This window comes from Desulfomonile tiedjei DSM 6799, assembly GCF_000266945.1.
GTDB lineage: Bacteria > Desulfobacterota > Desulfomonilia > Desulfomonilales > Desulfomonilaceae > Desulfomonile > Desulfomonile tiedjei.
Genome location: NC_018025.1, coordinates 302,169 through 321,639, shown reverse-complemented (window position 1 = coordinate 321,639; position 19,471 = coordinate 302,169). Strand labels below are relative to the sequence as shown.

Sequence of the window (19,471 nt, the reverse complement as noted above, 5' to 3'; positions counted from 1 at the left end):
TCAAGTCTCGGCCTGGATGTAATCAATTTCAATCACATAAGGCAGTCATATCTTTTTGGGGGCTTGAGCTGAGAACTGCTGGAGCGCTTGGGAGAGTTGGTGGTGCCCGATACGATTCGATCGTACGCCCCCAACATCCGGCGTGTATTTCCTAAACCGGCGTTAACACAGAGTGGCTCTGAAAACCTACCTCATCCAAGAAACCCTGAAGTGGACGAGCCACGTATTTTTGAATGTGGTGCACCACCGCCATTGTCCTTGCTAAAGGCCAACCATGAACGCGTATAATGGATAGCGATTTCTGCCTCAGGTCCTCTGCAACGGATGCTTCGGATAATGCGGCCAAGGCCAATCCAGCGCCTACCAGGCGCTTTATGATATCCGGTCACCATAGATCCATCAGGGTTTTCACGTCCACTTTGTTGTCCACCAACCACTGCTTTGTTAAGTTACGGGAATCTGAACCGGATTCGCGGAACATGAATTCCATTCCATTCAGTTCATTCGGTGTGACAGACCTCTTGGCTGCCAACGGATGGTCAGACGCTGCCACGAGCACTATCGCATCGGAGATCAGGGAGCTTGTCTTCATATCTGATTCCATCGACTCGCATCCGAGAACAGCAACGTCCAGATCATTGCTCCGCAGTTTCTGAATCAACATTTGCGTGTGCCCCGGTTGGAGGCTCAGACTTACCGAAGGATAGGAGCGTTTATACTTGGCCAATATCCGTGGAAGGAAAGTACTGGCCGCAGAAATAGTACCCCCTACGCGAAGTTCCCCTCCGACACCCTGGTTAAAGTCTCGAAGTCGTTCCGTAAGGTCTTGGGCCTGCTGAAGAAGACGAGGGGCTTGTTCGAGAAGAATTCTGCCAGCCGCGGTCAAAGACACTTTTCGACCGATTCTCTCGAAGAGTGGCACCCCGAGAGACTTTTCCAGATCCTGCATTTGTCTGGACACTGCCGATTGAGTTCGACAGATCAACAAAGCGGCTTTGGTGAAACTTTCAGTTCGAGCCACAGTTACGAAAGTTTCCAGTTGAGAAAGATTCAAAAAGCCATCCTCCGAGTTGATGAGATTTTATCATGCTTACTATGATTATAATTCGTTTGACACATCAATACAAAGCTTTATCATTTTACTAGGCGACCGCATCAGTGATTTGTGACTTTTCCTTGTGATGTGATCTGGAATATCGTTAAGCGCTGCTTACTGCCGATTATGTGCCGAACACTAATTCAGAGAACACTCCGGATATTTTGAAAGAACGCTACGTTAGAGAGGGGATTGCCAGAGAGACTTTGAGCTTACGAAGATATATGCCGATTCTCGAAAGCAATCATGGATTGTGAAGAGCAGCTCCCAGCTATCAGTAGCACCGGCCTCCGTGCCGGTGGACAATTCACAAAACAAATCAACCAGTTCTCACCGGCAGAGACGCCGGCGCTACTGATTCTTACCATTACAGGCATTGGATTCGGTCAAGACTTTCGATAACCGCTACAACTTTCCTAAAGGATACTAAAAACATGAAATATGGCTTCACTGCCGAGGATAGAAAGAAGATCGAAGAGGGTGTTCGCGAAAAATATTCCAAAGTTGCCGTCAATCCCGACGGCCTTTTCAGTTACCCTACAGGTCGTGAAGGACTTGCTGCTCTGAAATATGACCCGGACATTCTCGGATCCTTGCCCGAGGCCGTCTTGGACTCGTTCTGCGGCGTAGGAAACCCTTTTTCAACAGGAGCAATAACTCCGGGAGAGAGCGTTCTGGATATTGGCTGCGGCGGAGGTACAGACGCATTGGTGGCAGCCATAATGACAGGACCGACAGGAAGGGTCGTCGGCATAGATTTGAGCTCTGAAATGCTGGGGAGGGCATGGGAGAACTTAAGCAGAACCGATCTCAAAAACGTATCCTTTCAGGAGTGCTCCGCAGAGGACTTGCCTTTCCGTGACGCAGACTTTGACGTCGTTATCTCCAGTGGGGCCTTTAACCTCATTCCGGATAAACCAAAGGCTCTTAAAGAGGTACTTAGAGTGCTGAAGCCCGGTGGGCATCTTGTCGTGGCTGATCAGGTGCTCACGGGGCCTCTATCCGAGGATGTAAAAGCGCGGATCGATAATTGGTCGGGATGAATGGGCGGAGCTATATCAGGAAAGGATTTCCTGGAGATACTGAAACAAGTTGGTTTTGTCTCCTCTGAGATAGTCTCGGAGACCGGGTTCAATAGCTCCCCGATTACAAGGGGAGTCCTGTTTAAGACTCTGAAACCTGAAACGCCAATCTCTGAGAGGAGGTCGGACTCAATGGCAACGCTCGACAAGTATCAAGAATTCTTCGAAGCTGCATATAGTGAGGGCGCATTAGATCGCAAGACCAAGCACCTGATCGCACTGGGGGCATCATTATCCGCGGGATGCGATCCGTGAACCCGCTACTGCCTTGCAGTCGCAAGGCAACTCGGCGCAACGGATGAGGAACTTCAAGAGACAGCCGCAGTAGCGATGACGGTAGGAGCGACCAAGATTCAGATTCTTCATGACACGTGCTCAGGCTCGTCGACCGAAGCGAAAAGCAGTGCAGGTATCGATTCCGCTGATGGTTCCACGACTGACGCGAGCGCTTGCGCACCCTGAGCTGGTGCAGCCCGCTCTGGATGAGCGGATGTGAGGTGACGGCCTCATTCTCAGCAGATCTCTAATAGACGAACTTCTGATGTTCGATCGAACACGAGGACGTTGTGGAAAAGGGCACTTACTTAACGAAGCGAGCTTATTCAGGAGGTGATATCAGTGGCAAAATTCCTTTTCGTTCTTAGTCGAGGACTAGAGGACCCTACTCGGGCGACACGCTGTATGCAATTGGCTCATATAGCGAGGCAAGAGGGTCATGAGGTCAGCATCTTTCTTGTAGACGATGGAGTGGTTTTCGCCAAAAAAGGGATGGCAGAAAACGTAGTAGCTCCGACCGGCGATGAGATGAACACCTACATGGATTTCCTGGTGCAAGGAAAAGTGCCGTTTTACGTCTGAGTCCCCTGTGCCAAGACTCGTCAGATTGACGAGAAAGATCTCATTGAGACGGCGAAACTGGATACTGCCAAGACAATGATCGGCTTGGCGGCTGAGTCAAAAGTTTTCACCTTTTGAAAGTCGCGTAATATCCAACACGTTCAAAGACGGGGTGTACCAGCTTGTAATAGACCTAAACGGAGGGCATAATGGCCAAATATAGAGTGGCGCAGCTTACCCACGAGGGGGAAAACGTTATCCTTGTACCAGTGGACCGATCGTTCGGGAAGCGTGCCCAGGAGCACAGGGAACAAGAATTGGCCAAACTTCGGGCTGCTGCGGCTTCTACCGGGTTAAACGGGACCGTTGTGATAATCTGGGACTCCGCTGGAAGTGTGGCAGCTTTTGGGCCGGATAAATGGAAGAATTTTGCCGAAAGTCTCAAATGGACGTCGTTGCGATCCAAGATGAATCGCGACCTGGAGTGTGAATGACTCTTGCAGAGATGAAATGTGGAGTCACAATGAACTGAATTGGGTTTTGCTCGGCGCCGGGATAAGGATGAATGCACCACGTCCGGAAAAAAATCCCGCCCCGTCAGGGGTTATCTCTGATACCTTTCGCAGTTATGCACTTAAGATAGCGAAGGCTGGGGCGTCCTGAGCGGAGTGAATAGACGGCTTTGCGTCGTCCGGAGCGAAGGATGCCTCCAGCCTCTCAGATTTTGAGAAAAAAAACGAATCGATATGAGTCATCCGCCAATAAAAAAGGACTCAAGACGTATCCTGAATCCTCAATGATTGCTGGTGCGCCCGAGACGATTCGAACGTACGGACTCGGGCAACATCCGAAGTTTATCTCTCGTTCAATATCAGAAACCGACCACCACACTGGTCTGGAAGCCGACCAACGGATCGATGCCTCGATGCGGGTTCACGGGATATGCGGTCCCGCCGACTACTGTCGTAGTCGCATCGCTGTAGTCCACGTATGCCCATTTGAACCAGTCTCCCGGCTGCCAAAAGGCGAACAAGCAGTGCAAATTTAACCCTTCCAGAAGCTTCCAATCTGCTCCCAGATTTGCTTCCCACCCGAGATAATTGTCCGGCACGTTCGGCACGGCGGCAGTTTGCACTGTTCCAGCAGAATTGAAACCGGGATGGACACGGTACATGGCGTTGGAGACTCCTCCCCTATTTTGACCGATGGCAGTAGATGTATTGCTGGCTCGAGTTGCGTAAATAAACGTTCCGAAAACATTCAAATTTGCGGCTACAGCATAATCGAGCCGAGTCGCGTAAGCCAGGAAGTCAGTGTACCACGCGAGTCCGCGAGCATCATACCCATTGTTCCCTCCGCCGTAGATTCCCATGAGAAAATTGTACGGTTTAATTGCTTCGTTGGAACCACCGAATACCATGAACTCATTGTAACGGTCCATGACAAATATGCCGGTGGCTGTCCTTCCCAAGGGGGCGGTCGTATTCAAATATCCGCCTCGACGGTCATGGCCGCTCTTGTAGAAATTTGCCAATGAGAGCTTTGCAGGACCGCATATGGCGCCAAGTTCTATCATCCAGGCATCCTGCCAACCAGAAATTGGACGTCCGCCTTTGCGGGCCACCTCAGCAACATTCATTACATACTCACCATTAAAGAAGAAGCGGCCGTTAAAATATCTGGTGTAATAGATCTGCTGCCAAATATTCACATCGGAATACGTCGGTGCTCCCGAGAGACCGGTTCCGCTGAAGAGAAAAGGCACAATCGAATTGGACGCATCGTCAGCCCGGTTCGGACCTGCAGGAACAGGAGCTACACCTGGATTCGCTATCGAATAGCAGTGAACATTTCGGTAGAACACATATCGGGCACACGTGCCTGTATCGAGATCGCCCGACCTATAGGTTATAGCCCAGGCGCCATTCATATCACGCGTACCGTTCTGATCGGTCGGGGCTGCCAGCGCTGCTGGAAACATGCCGCCCGTTATGGAAGCCGACGGTGCCAGAACTTGGGACCCGTTGGGGTTTATCCAGTTATTGTCGTACAACTGCTGAAAGAGCAGAAACTTGAGGGAGCCGTAGGGCACGATCAGACCGACCATTTCAGCATCTGAATCGCTTTCGTGCGCCATGCTCCAACCGAGCCCGAACTCCAGGCCTCTCCTGCCCAAAACGATAAGTCCCCAGGGGGTTTGGGCAGTCAACCAGAACTTCTCCCAAAGACCGGTTCCCATTCCGTTTTTTAATCCTGTAGGAGCCGGATTTTGATACCATCCTTGCTGGCCTCTATTTACATACCACGGATTTGTTGGATAGGGTCCCCCCGCGATCCCGCCATAGGGTCCATAGCCGGGACCGTCATAAGAACCTCGAACATTTCCTCCTGTAACCCAGTACTCGCCCCTTAGTCGAATGGCGTTATTAATTCTGAATTCGGGATACAACCAGATTCGATAATCGTTTACGGCTGCATCGGCACCTTTGGCCGAAAAACCCTGGGCGTACACCTGGTTTGCCCCACCATAATAGCCCGCCAAGCCAATGGCGCCATCATTATAGCCGTGTGCTGAAGGGTTTGCCACACCGAACAGGTCCGCACCGCCTGTACGGGCAAAATAGCGGTAACGAACTTCCATTTCCCCCGTCAAGGAGAACTCCCAGCCGCAAGCAGGGATGGCAATGGCTGCCAGAAGCAGACTCACCGAAAGGACAATCGACGCCCTTTTCATACGCTCCTCCCACTTTTATCGAACTAAAATGCCTCACGGCAGGTAAAGAGAATTGACATTATCGCTCAAGGCTCTCCCGGGCCCCTCATTGGAGGTCGAGATCCACTTTCTGTCCCAGTGTCCCATAAGTCTTCACCATCTTCTCGTAGACAGGCTTGCCGTACAAAAAAGTGAAGATCTCATCCGCCTTATGTGAAATGTCGATATCGGAGAATCTCTCCGGATACAGGATTTTGCCCACCGCATAGGAGTCGGCGATGGCAATACAAACGTTTGTGACGTAGTAGTTGAACGGAAAGAGCACATACGCTTCTTTATTCTGGAGTGCCTTCAAACTCTTATAGAATTCGGGGCGCCTCCTAAAGTCTTGTCTGATCACGTTCAATCCTCCGCCGTCGATGAAGATCACGTCGGGATTCAAGGTCAGCAGCTTCTCTCTATCTATGAACAGGTGGCCCTTATCGGACACCGATTTTGCAGAGTTTCTTGCTTGCACCCATTCGAGAGGAGTGTAGGTGGTATCCGTGCTTTCTATGCCCTGTACCGCTTTGTACCCTATGGCTCCCGCATAGACTGACGGCTTCTTGTCAGGGCTCACTCCATCTGAGCGTTTGTGCAGATCCTCTCTTGCCTGATTGATGAACGCGATAACTTCTTCTGCTCGCTGTTCTTTCTTCAGTATCTTTCCCAAGATACGCAAGGAATCGAAGATCCTTTCATCAAAGGATGCAAATCGTCCATGGGTAAGGACGACCACGGGAATACTCAATTTTTTCTGGAGATCGTCAGCATTTGACGGCTCCATGTACGATATGAAAATGATGTCCGGACGAACTTTCAGAAGCGCCTCCAGATCCGGTACGCGGTTAATGCTGTCCGGGCCGCCGGAACCGATAATGGGCAGCTTGGTCAATTCGGCATTGACCATGATGTACGGTCGAGTCATAGGAACTGTTTTCTCGAAATCCTCGATACCCACCAGTTTGTCGGTTGCTTTCAGTAGGCAGACAAGTCTGAGGGTTCCTGGTGCCAGGCAGACTATTCGTTGCGGGTCCAGTTTGACTTCGACCGGTCTATTAGCAGTGTCGATCACCTTTATCGTGTCCCCTGCGGGGCAAAGGTTCGTTGCGAACAGTGCGAACATCATAATCGCGAGAATGGGTCCAATACGGTCGCATCTCTTCATTTGATTCTCCTCTGCGGTTCAGGTCCCCTGCCTCGACAAAACACAAGGACTTCACTCTCTTTGAACCCTAAGATTTTCCTCATAGACAGACAGCAACAGCTTTCAGCCCTTCCATTAAGATAAGGGGAGTGAAATAATGCTATTCAGGAATGCTTCTTTTTTGCCACGATAATGATAGAATCGAGAGTGTCTCCGAATTTGCTCAATTCCGGTCTCCCAAACTCCGGTGCTTCAGCAATCTTGAGGATTGTGAATTTCTGTTCCAGAAGCGCCTTGTATCCCTCAAGGCTCAAATCGCCGACAAAGCTATAGATCCTCTTATCCTTTTGAATCCCTTTCATAGCGGTCAGCTTCCATTCCAGATCGAGCAATCTGCTTTTGGATCCTTCCTCATTCGCGTAGAATGCATGTTTGGTTACGAAGAGTCCGCCGGTTTTGAGGCAACCGTGTATTTTCTGTAGAATATACGGGCTTCTTCCTCCCGGACTATATGAGAAAAAGACCACGTCGTATTCTTTCCCGTAATCGTCTTTGTACATATTGCCCGGCACAAACTGCACGTTCGTCGCATGGAAACGCTGCATCATAGCTCTGGCAGACTGTTCGAGTCCGGGAAGGTCAAATATGAATGCTCTGAGACCCGGATTGAGGGTACTAAAAGCGATGGCATACAGACCGTGTCCGCCTCCGAGATCGAGAAGCTTTTCCGCGGATGTGAATTCGGGTAGATCCGAGATGATCGACACGGTTTTCTGCAGTTCTCCTGTTAAAATTTCGGCTTGCAGAGAGTCGATGAAGTTGTTTTTTGCGAAAAGCTCGTCATCGTTCATGTTGACAGGGCCGTCTCGACATATCTGCGTAAGACGCTCCCATAGCCCGAATCCAGCCTGGAGATTCTTGATTACTTCTCCCTGATTCCAGAGGGAGGCCCCCCGAAGAAACGACCGGCTTATAGGAGTGTTTCGATATCCTTGTGTCACCTTTTCCAAGAACCCAAGGTGTGAAAGGATCTCGCACATGTCTTCGATCATCGACCGATCCGCACCGATGATCTCGGATAGACGCTCGGGAGTTTGCCGCTCATCGATCAGGTCGAAAAGCTTCAAATCTAGAGCAGCGGATAAGATGCAAAACTGTTTGAAGGTTCTGGAGCACTTGCTCATGAAGTTATACAACGGGTAAACATCTTCGAGAGGCATTGCGCAAGGAATGCTTCGTTCCATTCGTCACCTACTCATGCAGCACAGGAAAGAAAAAGCCTGTGTGTCCGTTTTGTACATTCAGAGAGAAAGAGTGATGGTCCGAATATGCACGAGTATGCATATCCCTGCTAACCCCGGCGGGTCCAAAACTGTCGATAGCGGGACAATTTTTTCCAAACTCTTTACCACCTCAGTCGTCTGCTTTGCTTCGCGAGAAAATCCTTGGGTCGGAGTCCGAAACGTTTGCGAAAAGCCTGACTGAAGTGGCTCAGGCTCTGATACCCGACCGCCATGGCGGCCTCGGTGATATTGCCGTTACCGGTCTGAAGAATTTCGTGTGCCGCTTGCATGCGGTATTCCCGATAATAACCGAACACTGACGTGCCGAACACTTGTCGAAATCCAGTCTTAAGTTTTCTGTCATTGATTCCCACTGCGGCGGCTAGTTCCTGCAGACTCGGTGGATGTTCGAGATCAGCTATGAGACGATCTCGAGCCGCTCGTATGCGTTCGACGTCATCGGATCGCAAAGGAGTTGGCGAGAGAGCTTTTCCTCGCTCACTATCAACAAAATCTCTTATCTGAATCGCCAGAAATTCGAGAGCTCGACTTTCTCGAAATAGAGCCCGATACTCCTCCGGGTAAGGACAATGCAGGATTTCGGAAAAGGCTCCTACCTTTGCGGGACTGTTGGAACCAAACCATGCAAACTGACCGTGATGGCTTCCCTCAAGAATGTGTCTGAAGCGTTTGGGCATCCGATCCAGGACATCCCTGAAATAAGAATGGAGGAAATCCGGGGCCGCAACAATCGATGCCACGCACACGTACTCACCTTGAGGACGCTCGATGATACCTGTGGTTTTAGGCAGATGGAATATCCCGTTGGAGCCCGCTGCCATGGAGTGGATCTGACTCCTGAATTCTCCATTGTTATACAAGCATCTGTTTTTGCCGTGACACGTAAAGCCGAATTGAACAGGACCGTCGTCAATGTCAAAAGTGGCTTTCAAAGGGGATTCGGAGAGCGTTTCGCTTACGACCAGGTACAGACCAGGCCTAAAAGTGTATACCTCGCTGGCGAGCGTACCTGATACTCCATTCTTCGCAGACATCGTGAGATGGCGTGCAGCGAGGCCGTTTTCAAGCATTGCCGCGGGATCTTCTCTTTTCATGGTCAATTTTTGTCCTCACTGTCCGTAATCCCAATTGGCAATCGCTCAAGATGTATGACAGACCGTCTAAAGGAAGGCGGCTTTGGTAAAGAGAGCGTTGCTCGGGTTCGTGACCGTTCTTGCACCATATGTTCCCCAGGTTATGGTGCTACCTTTTATCATATTGTGCTACTTAATAGAAGAACTTCCTGATTCCCTCCATGAAATAATACTGAGCGCTTTTGGGGTGGTTTCAGAGGGTGATTTTTATAGCAATTGCCAATACTTCTGCGGCCAAGTCCATGTGGACACTCCTGTCTGCCCCAACCAGGACCGTTTCAATTTCGCATGAACGCAGGTCCGTATTACACCCGCGCAGGTTGATACAGCCGAAGACTAGAATCTCAGGTCCTCACTATTCTCAATGTCATTGTGGGGGATTTGGAGAAATGTGATGAGCTCTCTGGTGCGCCCGAAACGATTCGAACGTTCGACCTCAACATCCGGAGTGTTGCGCTCTATCCTACTGAGCTACGGGCGCACAGTTTTTTCACTGTAATCCATACCAAAACGTGTGTCAATTCGTTTTACCTGGTAAAGGAAGGCGAACCGTGAAGGTAGTTCCTTTACCTTGTCTGGTGTTTACCACAATATCTCCGTTGTGGTTTTTTACGATTCCGTAGCTTATGGCCAACCCTAGACCCATTCCCATCCCTTCGCTGGAATCTTTTGTGGTGAAGAATGGATCGAAAATTTTCTCAACAATGTCTTCGGGCATTCCTTTTCCCGTGTCGGTGAAATCCACTTCAACAGCTTCTGTTGTACGACGAGTCCGCACTGTGAGTGTGCCGGATCCTGCCATCGAATCCAAGGCATTGAGTATAATGTTCATGAACACTTGTTCCATGAGATTTGCATCGAATACTACTTCCGGACTCTCGGCATCATATTCCTTCACCAACTCTATGCCGAAGAACTTGTGTTGGCCTACAAGAATTTCCAGTGTACTATCCACGATATCCTCTACGTGTTGTTGGGTCTTTTGTACGGGGCTTTCGCGCGCGAAATCCAGAATGCCTTGCACAATCCCTCGTATCCGGGTGGTCTCCCGCACGATGACTTCCAGGTCTTTCCGGCTCTCTTCATCATCTTGCACCTTCTGAAGCAACAAATGGGAAAAGGTGAGCACACCGGTCAGCGGCTGGTTTATCTCGTGAGCGATACCCGCGGCCAATTGGCCCAGAGAAGAAAGCTTTTCCGATCGCAGGAGCTGTTTTTCCAGTCTCTTCTTCTCTCTGAGATCGGTAAACACGCCCATGGAACCTGCTTCTCTGCCCTGCTCATAGAGTATGGAAGCGGAAATGTACACGGGAATATGATTTCCTTCTTTGTCCAGAAGGGTCATTTCTCTTTTTTGAAGGATTCCCGGTCCACCGAATTCATTGGATCGCAAATCTTTCATGATCTTTTTTGCTTCGCTAGGCAGATACACCTGGGTGATATGCATTTTGCCTATGACTTCGGATTTTTTGTAACCGAGAAGCTTTTCCGCAGCGGAATTGAATATGGTGATTTCTCCTCCCTTGCGTATGCATACAATTGCATCGGGCGAATTCTCAATGATATTTTCCCTGAACTGATACGCGCGCTCCAGTTCCACATTCGCCTCACGGACCAGGGTTTCGAGATTGCGAGTATATCGTTTGAGCTTCTTTTTCAGAGACAGGCGCTCCAACGAACGTTTCAGAGACAAGGATAACAACTCCTCGCTGATGGGCTTCGTCAAGAAATTGGATGCTTCTTTGCGCAGACATTCCACAGCCATATCCATATCGCCGTGACCGGTAATCATGATTACCTCACAGTCCGGGTCCTTGGCACGGATACGGCTCAGTACTTCTATGCCGTTCAGGCCCGGCATTTTTACATCCAGTAACACCAGTTCAGGCGCCTCTTTCTGGAAAACTTCCACGGCTTCCGAACCGTCCCGGGCCATCAAGACCTGATACCCATCAAGCTCCAGGGTCATCCGCATAAGATTGCGTATGCTCTCCTCGTCATCTGCAACCAGGATCTTTGTCATGAGGTAACTCCGATGTCAGGAACAGGAAACGTCATCCGGAAAGAAGCCCCCTTTTTGTAATGAGGTTCTACTTCTATGGTACCTTTGTGTTCTCGAATTATGCCGTAACTGATGGATAAACCGAGACCGGTTCCCTCACCGATCTTCTTGGTTGTGAAGAAAGGCTCGAATATCTTGTCTCGAATGGACTGCGGAATGCCCGGCCCGGTATCGGAAACGGTAACCACAACCCTGCCCCGTTCAGAATTCGATGCTATGTGAATAACATGTTCCGATTCCCGTTCCTCACAGGTTGTATAGTCCCCGGAGAGCATTGCGTCCCGCGCATTCAGGATCAGATTCATGAACACCTGTTCGAGCCGATTAGCATCGCCTATGATGTGAGGCAAGTCCTCTGAGAGCCGCAGATTCCATGTTATCTTGTTCGCTTCCAACTGAGTGCCAAGGAGGGTAAATACGTTCCGAATGGGGTCGTTGATGTCAATCCTCGTCATAGTCTCATCGGTTTTTCTCCCGAACTGTCTGAGATGGTTGATGATTCTCGATGCTCGGTCAACGCTCGCTGTAAGGTCTTCCGTGATGTTCTTCATGTCATCGAATGCGAGAGATTTTCCCATCTGCGTCGTTTTCAGCAAATAATCGCAGCCAAGACGTATAACACTGAGTGGTTGATTCAACTCATGAGCAATACCGGTTGCCATTTCTCCCAGGGTTGCCATCTTTCCGGCTTGAATGAGCTGAGAATGCTTCTCCAGTCGCTCCGTTACATCCCAAACCGCAGCTATGATTGCCGGTCTATTTTGATATGTGATCAACGAAGCCTGGTAATTCACCATAAACAGCGAGCCATTCCGGCGTCGGTGTTGCATGACCGGCAACAGCGTCACTTCCGTAGAAAAGAGCTGCTGCAACCGTGCCACAGTTGCTTTCCTGTCCTGGTCTAACCCCAAGTCAGCGAAGCTCATGGCAAGGAGTTGCTCCCGTGCGTACTGATAGTCCTCCTCTGCTCTCGCATTCACGTCCAAAATCATCGTGGTTTCCGCGTCTATGAGGAAGATTGGAAACGGCCCGTTGTCGAAGAGGAATCGATATTTTTCCTCCGATTCCCTCAGCCGCGCTTCAGACGCTTTTAAATGCACGAGCATTCTGTTGAAAGAAACTGTGAGCTGATGGATCTCGTCTCCTTGAACAAGGACAGCCCCTTCGTTCTGCTCCAGGGAATCATTCCCGGACTGGTCGGAGGACGCAGTGCTTGCGCCCGCTTCACGGCTGATCTGATCGGCACGCGACGTCAACTCGATCAGAGGCATAGTGATCTTCTTTGAAATGCGCTCGATAAACAAACAGCTCAATGCGATAACAACCAGACTAACAAAGAGGTGAATGACTTTCAAATATTTGATTGCTGGGGAATCCCCGCCCAATTGGGGGAAAACTGTGACCTGGAGTATTATCCCGATGGTAATGACTACCCCGATCATGACCAGGAAAGTACTGAGCAGTATTCTATTCTTGAATGAGAGCAGAACACCCGGCCGAGGTTTGAGGGCTTTCGGCAGGATCTTCTCCAATAGATAGATACTGTTTACAATCCAACCGGGTTGCCGGGAAGAAATAGGTATGGCTTTTTCAAGCCGGGATCGTTCACTATCCCGATCATGGAATCGTTCAGTGGTTTCAGATCCGCTCTCGGATATCATGCCACACGCTTTCAGCAGGTTTATAGAACCGGGGCGCACCTGAGATTCTTGTGTTCTCCGGATTTAAAGATACCCATACGGGTCGAAGAAATCCCACAGATCGTCTTTGATCACCTCGTACTCATCCATCACATCTTCATACGACCGGGCATTCTCAATGGCAATCGCGGCCTGGTCGGCAAATTTGTGTAGAAAGTCAATCTCATCTTTGCTGAAGGTCCGGACCTCTCCAGTGTACACCCGAAGACATCCTATTACGATACCTCGGACAATCAAAGGTAGGCTCAGTATGGAGGAGATTCCCTCTCTTACCGCTTCGGCCGGATACTGGAGTCTGGGATCGGTGGCGGCATTTTCGACCCACACGTCTTTCCCGCTTATGATGGACTCTCCTATGCTCTTTGAAGAATCCAACGGTCCTTTATCGACATACTCCTTGCTCAAGCCGGAATAGGCATAGACCCTCAGCATTTCACGGTCTTTATCCAGAAGACTCAAAGTGGCTCCTTTCACTTTTGCCATAGTCACGATACCTTCGACGATTAATCCCAGCACTTCTTTGAGATTCAGAGTAGAAGAAATCTTTCTCTTCAACTCCTCAAAACGCCGGTCTCGAAAATTCTGATCGAGACGAATCTTACGACTCTCCAGGACTCGATGTACCAAATCGGTAAGCTGATCCGGAGTGAAGGGCTTTGTCACATAATCTGCTGCTCCCGATTTCATTGTTTCGACCGCTGAATTGACTGTCGAGGATTCCGTAATCACAATGAACGAGACATTGGGATCCACTTCGGAAACAGATTCCATGGTCTTCAGATCCTTGGCGTCAGGTGTTCTCACATCCGTGATCAACAGGTCGAAACCGCCGTTATGGAGCATGTTCAGAGCGTCCGAGACCGAGTTGGAGACATGCACAATATATTCGGATTCGAGAATCCGGCGTACGCTGTCGCTAGCGATGTCCTTATCATCCAATACCAGAATCTTCTCTTGTTCTTTTACCATTGTGTCCTCCTCCACACGTTAAGATCAGAGCGGTCGGAAAACGAATACAACCAATTCATGCGATACTGCTTCTTCTCGTGCATTCCGACAGGAATCACGTTTGAGGCAAGTATTTTTTGAGCTCTTCGATTTCCGTTCGGACTCGCTCGTACGTCATCGCGTTCTCCAGGGCGCGAGTGGCCTGTTCGGCAAACTTCATGAGAAGATCCAGTTCATCATCACTGAAGGTGCGGGTTTCGGTACTATACAGCCTGAGAAATCCGAAGACAGAATCTTCCAACTTCAAAGGAATGGAAAGAACAGAAGAGAATTTCTCGTTTCTCGCTTCGTCGGGGTACTGAAGATTCAAGTCAAATTCCGATTCTTGAACCAAAACCGCCCGGCCGGATTTCATCGCTTCAGCAATGCTTCTTGAACTGTCCAACGCTCCTTTTCTTACGTACATCTCGCTCAACCCGCAAGAAGCTGCGAGTTCCAGGGTCTGGTCCTTCTTGCGGAACATCAAGACCGCGCTTCCTGTGACATTGAAGAGCCGAGACACACTCGAACAGATCAAATCGAAGATTTCACGTAGATCGAGACTCGCTTTCAACGCCTTTTCGGCCTCGGCATAGATCTTTTCCATTTCCCGCTCTTTTTTCAATTTCTCAATTTTCTGCAGAGCATTACGCGTAACTTGAAGCAACTCTTCCGGTGTAAACGGTTTGGGAAGATAGTCCAGTGCGCCCAATTTCATGGACTCGATTGCCGAATCTACTGTGGGAAAACCGGTGAAAACCACCACTCCCATGTCCGGGTGGTTCTCTGCTATGGCTCTCACCACTTCCATCCCGCCGGTTCCAGGCATCTTCAGGTCAGTGAGTGCCAGGTCGAAATGCTTCTTTTCAAGCTCCTGGAGAGCCTGATCGACTCTCATCGCACTGATTACCCGGTGCCCGTCCTGGTCCAGTATTCTCTGTATACTTTCATGAACGATCTGTTCGTCATCCACTACCAGAATTGTCGCATGTAGGTCTCTCGTAGCATTCATACAATCCTCCTTGTGCAGCTCAGACGTTACATTGCAATCCCGCTTCGGAGAAAGTTTTGCACGTGAAGCTTACGGCCACACTCATAATGTTTAGTCACCTTTCACCGGAGTCAACGCCGTTTTGAGAAGTTCCGTCCGGAAATCTGCAAAGAAGACTCGAGCGGGTTTGCTCGTTTAAAGGGTTCGGTTTCAGAAAACAACGGGGAATTGGCAGGTATATATGAATCCTCGGACAAGGAATTTCGTACTATGCCTGGACGAGGAAACACCGTCATAGTACGGATTGACTTTACATATACGTTTCTTCTTTCCACTGTGACATTCTCGATCGGAAAAAGAAAGAATTTTTTGTAAAGGCCGTACAGAGTTTGATTTTTTTTGTAGATAATACCTCGCCCCGTTCTTACGGCAATTCCCGAGAGGGAAACCTGGAACATCCAATCGGTACTTCACCCGGTGCATGTCGAAGTCACCTGAAACAACCTAAAGTTGCTGTTGGACTTGACATCTGGCACTCGCGCTGATAAATTAACCTCACCAACAATCCTTACACATGAGTTCTCTCAAATATAGGAAAATGCGATGAATCCGTTTGAGCTGTTCCAGTCTTCCGGTATTTACAAAATGGCAATCCTCTACTTTTCAAAGTCCAGAGGTTTAGCCATTGTCGGCCGGTACACCTCCGGCGAAAACGTTGAAGTAGTCCAAATTTCCGGAGAGGTCGATCCGCATACCGGAAATTTCACGGCATTGGACTACGTGTCCGATCGATCAGATCAATTTCCCGTGATCACCAAAGGTGATTTCGAAAACCTCGTGTCGTTTATCGAAACCAAGATAGACGACCAAACCTGCATGAGCATTATCGAACCCGAGATTATTCGCACCGTAATGTCTGAAAACTGTTGTCCGGGATGCACGGATTACGTCCACTAACCGCATACGCGGTCCCTCTCTGAACCCTTCACCTTAACTCAAGGCTATAGATAATCCTATGTGACACTCAGGCCGGGATTCCGGCCCACGCCTTTCTTTTTTCTTCAGAAATAGACTGTCCTTTTTATAAAACATCGTCTAAAAACACCGTGATATCAGTTTATTTTAACCGATATTATTCTGTTTCGTTGTCATGATAATGTAAATATGGTAATATTGACGATATTATTGTATTCGAAGGAGTCTTCTATGTGTGAAATTGTCGCTTTCACTGGTGGCCAAGGCGCTCCGGGAAGAACTTTCCTCTCCTTCAATATAGCGACCATTCTCGGTTTCATGGGCTTTGGCGTTACCTTTGTCGAATTGGGTAATTCAAAGACCGGAATGTGCTCCTATTTCGGAATCGAACCTCTCCACTCGACCTACGATTTTGCAGCGGGCCTGTGTTCCGCTGAAGAAGCAGTCATTCACTGCGGCAATAATCTCGATCTTATAGTCCAATCTGATGAAGCTTCGATAATCGGCGAGCGCGAAAACAAGCTGCTCTTTGACCGTCTCGATGAACTGCAGAAGACTGATTTCATCATTGCGGATGCTCCTGAAGGAGTTCCCGACAGTCTGATTCCGGTTCTTGATTCCGCGTCAAATGTTCTCGCAGTGATAACCCCGGAACAGGTGGAGGCTTCCGAGAGCTTTCGTTTTATCCGAAACCTTGCCGATATTTGTCGAGGCAAGCACATCCACGTCATTCTCAATAGGGCTCCGGCTCCTGAACTTGCGGAAATCATGTGCAATCGTCTGGAACACGATTTTGCCAGAATGCTGGGGATTCCTATGGATTGCGCCTGGTTTGTCCCTGAAGAGCCCTCTGTGCCTGAGGCGCGAGATGCTCGCGTCCCTTTTATCACCTTGAATCCTGCCTCCGAGACTTCGTTGAAATTGGTGCAACTTGCCACTGCAATAGAATTCGCGACGAGAGAACGATATCAAGGCAGGCTCAGACAAGTCCTCCAGGCATTGTTGGTAGACCTCCAGAGAGAGAATATCGGACGCGAGAAAACCTGTTGTGCTGCTGGACTGGAGGAGTATCACTGTTTGCAGAAGACTTTGATGGAAGCACTCAGCGCAGATGAGGTGGATTCCGTTGATTTTCGCAATTTCTATCGAGACGTCCGGGAGATCATGGAGGTCTCTCGCAATCTCGGATTCGATCACATTCGGTGCAATGGTGATTTCAATGCTTTTCCCGGAGTGAATTTCGCGCCATAATACGTTTGCGATTCCATTCCGGAACCGCAGATTTTTTCCTGCCGGTCTGATTCATGACGTTTTCCAAATCAATGGGATATTTCCTGATCCTCGCGTGGATCTGTGCCCTGTGTGCCGGGTGCGGAAACGAATCGACACAGAAAATTCCACAGGCGCCGCCGGCTTCTCCGGAATCCGCACCGATGCCATCGGGCGCTGAAAAGACGTCCGGTGCAGGAAAATTGACTTCCGGAACAGGATCGTCCACTCTCGAGGCAATAAAGCAGCGAGGTGAACTACGGGTCGGCATGCAAGTGGGTTATATCCCGTTCCAAATGGCCGGGAATGGTGGCAGCGTAATCGGCTTTGATGCAGATATGGCTGAAATGGCGGCAAAAAGTTTGAAAGTAGCGCTCAGAATCGTACGCAACAACTGGCAAGAACTCCTCCCGTCATTGGTGGCAGGAAACGCGGATGTGGTCATATCCGGTATGACGGTTACATCCGAGCGAAATGCCGAGGCAATGTTTACCATACCCGTGCTGGAAACGGGCCGCATGTTCCTGGTACACTCCATGAACGCGGAACGATTCAAAAGAATACAGGATCTGAATCAACGCGGAATCTTTGTTGTTTCGGTTCCTGGCGGTCTGGGAGATCTGCGGTTGAAAGAGCTTCTGCCGGAGGCTTCATACCGGGAATTCCCTGACAGAGCACATGCTGCGAAAGAAGTCCTGGAACGAAGGGCACACGCGTACATCGATGAGGAATTTGCTATTCGCCTTGCGTGTGCAACACATTCTCAGTTTCTCACGAGCAACTTCGCGCCGCTCTCGTTCGAACCAATGGCCTGGGCTGTTCGTCCGAACGATGCTCACTGGCTGAACTGGCTGAATCACTTCATTCGGCAGGTGAAAGGGGACGGGAGACTTGAGGAAACGAAGAAGAAATGGCTGCACGATTATTTTCTCGATCTGCGCGCTCCGAGATGATGCATTCTGCAAAAGAGAAATAACCGTTACTGTCCCCGCAGTCTTTTTCATAAGGATTATTGAATGATACATTCTGGAAAAACTACATCGAAACCGATGCTCGTGGATACTCATGCGCATCTGGAATTGGACCCTCTCTTCGGAAGATGCGAGCAAGTCGTTGCCAATGCGGTTTCGGCCGGGATCGTAGCCATCGTGACTGTAGGAATCGATCTAGAGGATGTTGAACGAGCATTGAATGTGGCAGAACGGTTTCCTCATGTGTACGCCTGTGTAGGTTTTCATCCGCACAACGCGAAAGAAGCCGCGGCTGCCGGCTTGTCACAGATGGAAATCTACGCGAAACACCCGAAGGTAGTGGGATATGGTGAAATCGGACTTGATTTCTTTAGAAATCATTCACCCCGGGACATACAGATTCGAATCTTCGAAGAACAATTGAGCCTGGCCAAAAACCTGGGAAAACCGGTTGTTATACATCTGAGAGACGCGTATCGAGAAGGGCTGGAGATACTCGAGAGATCCGCACCGTATCCGGCAGGAGGCGTCATTCACTGCTTTTCAGGCACTCAGGCCGACGCGGATCGAGCAGTAGCTTTGGGTTTTCACATTTCTATCCCGGGAACTGTCACGTACAAGAAAAACGATGCGCTCAGATCCATAGCCCAGAAGTGCCCCAAAGAACGTATCCTCCTCGAAACTGATTGCCCGTTTCTCTCGCCCGAACCGCTCCGGGGAAAAGACAACGAACCGGCTAATATCGTCTATACGGCGAAAAAAGTGGCAGAAGTCCTCGGTATCCCGTACGAATCCGTGTGCGAATTAACCACCACAAACGCCCGGCACTTCTTCGGTCTCGCAGTTGATGCTTCGCTTTCAAAGCAGTAAGATCAGGGAACCTTTTTTGTAAAAAAGGTTCCCAAACCCTCCAAAAAACTTTTAACACTCGTTTAATTAGTTATTTTTTCCATTGAAAAAATAACTAATACTATTTCGCAATTATGCATATAAGATAGCGCAGGCTGAGGTGTTCTGAGCGGAGTGATTAGACGGCTTTGCGTCGTCCGGAGCGAAGGATACCTCCAGCCTGCCAGATTATAAAACAAAAAGCGAATCGGTATAATTAAACGAATATTAGAAGTTCTTGGGAAGGGCTCGGGAAACACTTCTTACCAAGAAGGGT

15 protein-coding genes, 1 tRNA gene and 1 pseudogene are annotated in these 19,471 nt (G+C 49.4%); 7 read left to right on the top strand and 10 right to left on the bottom strand.

The features are described 5' to 3' along the window. Window positions 1–151 precede the first annotated feature (151 nt). Window positions 152–1,054: pseudogene (locus DESTI_RS01320) on the bottom strand (LysR family transcriptional regulator). Window positions 1,055–1,530: 476 nt separating this feature from the next. Here DESTI_RS01320 and DESTI_RS31670 point away from each other — a divergent pair. From DESTI_RS31670 to DESTI_RS01300, 3 genes are all read left to right on the top strand, one after another. Beyond that, a complete protein-coding gene (locus tag DESTI_RS31670) occupies window positions 1,531–2,640 on the top strand; it encodes an arsenite methyltransferase/AhpD domain selenoprotein (protein WP_272483271.1) in 1,110 nt (369 codons plus the stop codon). A 156-nt stretch (window positions 2,641–2,796) separates the two neighbouring features. After that, complete coding sequence (locus DESTI_RS01305; RefSeq protein ID WP_014808164.1) at window positions 2,797–3,036, top strand: DsrE family protein; 240 nt, start codon at window positions 2,797–2,799, stop codon at window positions 3,034–3,036. Window positions 3,037–3,224: 188 nt separating this feature from the next. Next, the gene (locus DESTI_RS01300; RefSeq protein ID WP_014808163.1) at window positions 3,225–3,509 is read left to right on the top strand and encodes a hypothetical protein; all 285 of its coding nucleotides are present in this window, start codon (window positions 3,225–3,227) and stop codon (window positions 3,507–3,509) included. A gap of 377 nt (window positions 3,510–3,886) precedes the next feature. Here DESTI_RS01300 and DESTI_RS01295 read toward each other — a convergent pair whose 3' ends face one another. The 9 genes from DESTI_RS01295 to DESTI_RS01250 form a co-directional block, all read right to left on the bottom strand. Further along, window positions 3,887–5,749 carry a hypothetical protein gene (locus tag DESTI_RS01295; RefSeq protein ID WP_014808161.1) on the bottom strand — a complete coding sequence of 621 codons (1,863 nt, stop codon included), beginning with the start codon at window positions 5,747–5,749 and terminating at the stop codon, window positions 3,887–3,889. Between the two features lie 85 nt (window positions 5,750–5,834). Then, window positions 5,835–6,935 carry an iron ABC transporter substrate-binding protein gene (locus DESTI_RS01290; RefSeq protein ID WP_014808160.1) on the bottom strand — a complete coding sequence of 367 codons (1,101 nt, stop codon included), beginning with the start codon at window positions 6,933–6,935 and terminating at the stop codon, window positions 5,835–5,837. Window positions 6,936–7,078: 143 nt separating this feature from the next. Beyond that, window positions 7,079–8,158, bottom strand: coding sequence for a methyltransferase (locus DESTI_RS01285; RefSeq protein WP_014808159.1), 1,080 nt, complete (start codon window positions 8,156–8,158; stop codon window positions 7,079–7,081). 161 nt (window positions 8,159–8,319) lie between these two features. Further along, a complete protein-coding gene (locus tag DESTI_RS01280; protein ID WP_014808158.1) occupies window positions 8,320–9,312 on the bottom strand; it encodes a helix-turn-helix transcriptional regulator in 993 nt (330 codons plus the stop codon). Window positions 9,313–9,755: 443 nt separating this feature from the next. Then, window positions 9,756–9,832, bottom strand: a tRNA-Arg gene (locus DESTI_RS01270). 36 nt (window positions 9,833–9,868) lie between these two features. Continuing rightward, a complete protein-coding gene (locus DESTI_RS01265) occupies window positions 9,869–11,374 on the bottom strand; it encodes a hybrid sensor histidine kinase/response regulator (RefSeq protein ID WP_014808156.1) in 1,506 nt (501 codons plus the stop codon). Beyond that, window positions 11,371–13,113 carry an ATP-binding protein gene (locus tag DESTI_RS01260; protein WP_157212073.1) on the bottom strand — a complete coding sequence of 581 codons (1,743 nt, stop codon included), beginning with the start codon at window positions 13,111–13,113 and terminating at the stop codon, window positions 11,371–11,373. Before DESTI_RS01260 ends, DESTI_RS01265 begins: the two co-directional genes overlap by 4 nt. 24 nt (window positions 13,114–13,137) lie before the next feature. Beyond that, on the bottom strand, window positions 13,138–14,082 hold the full coding sequence (locus DESTI_RS28240; RefSeq protein WP_014808154.1) for a GAF domain-containing protein: 945 nt from the start codon (window positions 14,080–14,082) through the stop codon (window positions 13,138–13,140). A gap of 94 nt (window positions 14,083–14,176) precedes the next feature. Further along, on the bottom strand, window positions 14,177–15,112 hold the full coding sequence (locus DESTI_RS01250; protein WP_014808153.1) for a response regulator: 936 nt from the start codon (window positions 15,110–15,112) through the stop codon (window positions 14,177–14,179). Window positions 15,113–15,694: 582 nt separating this feature from the next. Here DESTI_RS01250 and DESTI_RS01240 point away from each other — a divergent pair. The 4 genes from DESTI_RS01240 to DESTI_RS01225 all read left to right on the top strand — a co-directional run bounded on the left by DESTI_RS01240 (window position 15,695) and on the right by DESTI_RS01225 (window position 19,176). After that, window positions 15,695–16,048: a hypothetical protein gene (locus DESTI_RS01240; RefSeq protein WP_014808152.1), complete on the top strand. Its 354-nt coding sequence runs from the start codon at window positions 15,695–15,697 to the stop codon at window positions 16,046–16,048. A 249-nt stretch (window positions 16,049–16,297) separates the two neighbouring features. Next, window positions 16,298–17,317, top strand: coding sequence for a MinD/ParA family ATP-binding protein (locus tag DESTI_RS01235; protein ID WP_041285866.1), 1,020 nt, complete (start codon window positions 16,298–16,300; stop codon window positions 17,315–17,317). A 53-nt stretch (window positions 17,318–17,370) separates the two neighbouring features. Next, on the top strand, window positions 17,371–18,288 hold the full coding sequence (locus tag DESTI_RS01230; RefSeq protein WP_041285865.1) for a transporter substrate-binding domain-containing protein: 918 nt from the start codon (window positions 17,371–17,373) through the stop codon (window positions 18,286–18,288). A 63-nt stretch (window positions 18,289–18,351) separates the two neighbouring features. Then, window positions 18,352–19,176, top strand: a complete 825-nt coding sequence (locus DESTI_RS01225; protein ID WP_014808149.1) for a TatD family hydrolase — start codon at window positions 18,352–18,354, stop codon at window positions 19,174–19,176. Window positions 19,177–19,471 lie beyond the last annotated feature (295 nt).

Bases quoted from the DNA above. Each gene is read 5' to 3' on its own strand.
- DESTI_RS01265 (WP_014808156.1), bottom strand. From the start codon at position 11,374: ATGACAAAGATCCTGGTTGCAGATGACGAGGAGAGCATACGCAATCTT.
- DESTI_RS01300 (WP_014808163.1), top strand. From the start codon at position 3,225: ATGGCCAAATATAGAGTGGCGCAGCTTACCCACGAGGGGGAAAACGTT.
- DESTI_RS01280 (WP_014808158.1), bottom strand. From the start codon at position 9,312: ATGAAAAGAGAAGATCCCGCGGCAATGCTTGAAAACGGCCTCGCTGCA.
- DESTI_RS01235 (WP_041285866.1), top strand. From the start codon at position 16,298: ATGTGTGAAATTGTCGCTTTCACTGGTGGCCAAGGCGCTCCGGGAAGA.
- DESTI_RS01295 (WP_014808161.1), bottom strand. From the start codon at position 5,749: ATGAAAAGGGCGTCGATTGTCCTTTCGGTGAGTCTGCTTCTGGCAGCC.
- DESTI_RS01285 (WP_014808159.1), bottom strand. From the start codon at position 8,158: ATGGAACGAAGCATTCCTTGCGCAATGCCTCTCGAAGATGTTTACCCG.
- DESTI_RS01290 (WP_014808160.1), bottom strand. From the start codon at position 6,935: ATGAAGAGATGCGACCGTATTGGACCCATTCTCGCGATTATGATGTTC.
- DESTI_RS01225 (WP_014808149.1), top strand. From the start codon at position 18,352: ATGATACATTCTGGAAAAACTACATCGAAACCGATGCTCGTGGATACT.
- DESTI_RS28240 (WP_014808154.1), bottom strand. From the start codon at position 14,082: ATGGTAAAAGAACAAGAGAAGATTCTGGTATTGGATGATAAGGACATC.
- DESTI_RS01250 (WP_014808153.1), bottom strand. From the start codon at position 15,112: ATGAATGCTACGAGAGACCTACATGCGACAATTCTGGTAGTGGATGAC.
- DESTI_RS01230 (WP_041285865.1), top strand. From the start codon at position 17,371: ATGACGTTTTCCAAATCAATGGGATATTTCCTGATCCTCGCGTGGATC.
- DESTI_RS01240 (WP_014808152.1), top strand. From the start codon at position 15,695: ATGAATCCGTTTGAGCTGTTCCAGTCTTCCGGTATTTACAAAATGGCA.